The organism is Vibrio sp. YT-19(2023), assembly GCF_033337395.1.
Map to the genome: position 1 here is coordinate 1 of NZ_JAWOQN010000461.1, position 719 is coordinate 719.

Annotated in this window: 1 protein-coding gene and 1 pseudogene; both read left to right on the forward strand. The window is 43.7% G+C overall.

Annotated elements, in window-relative coordinates; all coding sequences use genetic code 11:
• Nucleotides 1-70: pseudogene (locus R7E78_RS26515) on the forward strand (P-II family nitrogen regulator); the annotation flags it as partial.
• A gap of 86 nt (nucleotides 71-156) precedes the next feature.
• The coding region (locus tag R7E78_RS26520) for an endonuclease/exonuclease/phosphatase family protein (RefSeq protein WP_318058662.1) at nucleotides 157-719 on the forward strand (563 nt) is incomplete at its 3' end.

Sequence of the window (719 nt, forward strand, 5' to 3'; positions counted from 1 at the left end):
AATTTTCGTAACGGATGTTGAGCGTGTGGTTCGTATCCGTACTGGTGAAGAAGACGAAGACGCGATTTAAGATTTCACTACAATTGCATTTTTGATTAAGCTAAAAGGGAGCCCAATAAGGCTCCTTTTTTATTTCATGCATTCAGGTACGCTCTCATGTTTAAGCGTTTTGTTCTCTCTTTAGCCTTTCTAATCATGGCTGCGGTAGTGAGTTTTCAAGTCATCTTTACCGTGCCGGAACATCCACAGATCATCACACAAACTGGTTCTGAAATTACCGAAGATATTCGATGTATAGAGTTTAGCGGAGCAAAAGCTCTGGACGATAACGGTGAACTCAACCTTTTAGTTTGGAACATCTACAAGCAAAATCGCGCTAACTGGCAATCTGAGCTGGAGTTGTTCTCGGCAGATAAGCAATTGTTATTGCTGCAAGAAGCTAGCATGACAGACAGTTTTAAACAATGGTTGGTAGATGGCAGCTGGGTCAGCAACCAAGTCAGCGCGTTTAAAGCGTTAGGCAGCGGAGCTGGCGTGATTAGTATTGCTCAAAAGCAGCCAGTTAAAGCATGCGCGTACACGTCAAAAGAACCGTGGTTGCGTTTGCCAAAATCGGCGTTGTACAGCCAGTATCGTTTAAGTAATGGTGAGAGCTTGGCCGTTATCAATGTGCATGCGATCAACTTTACCGTTGGAACGGAAGAATATACTTCGCAACT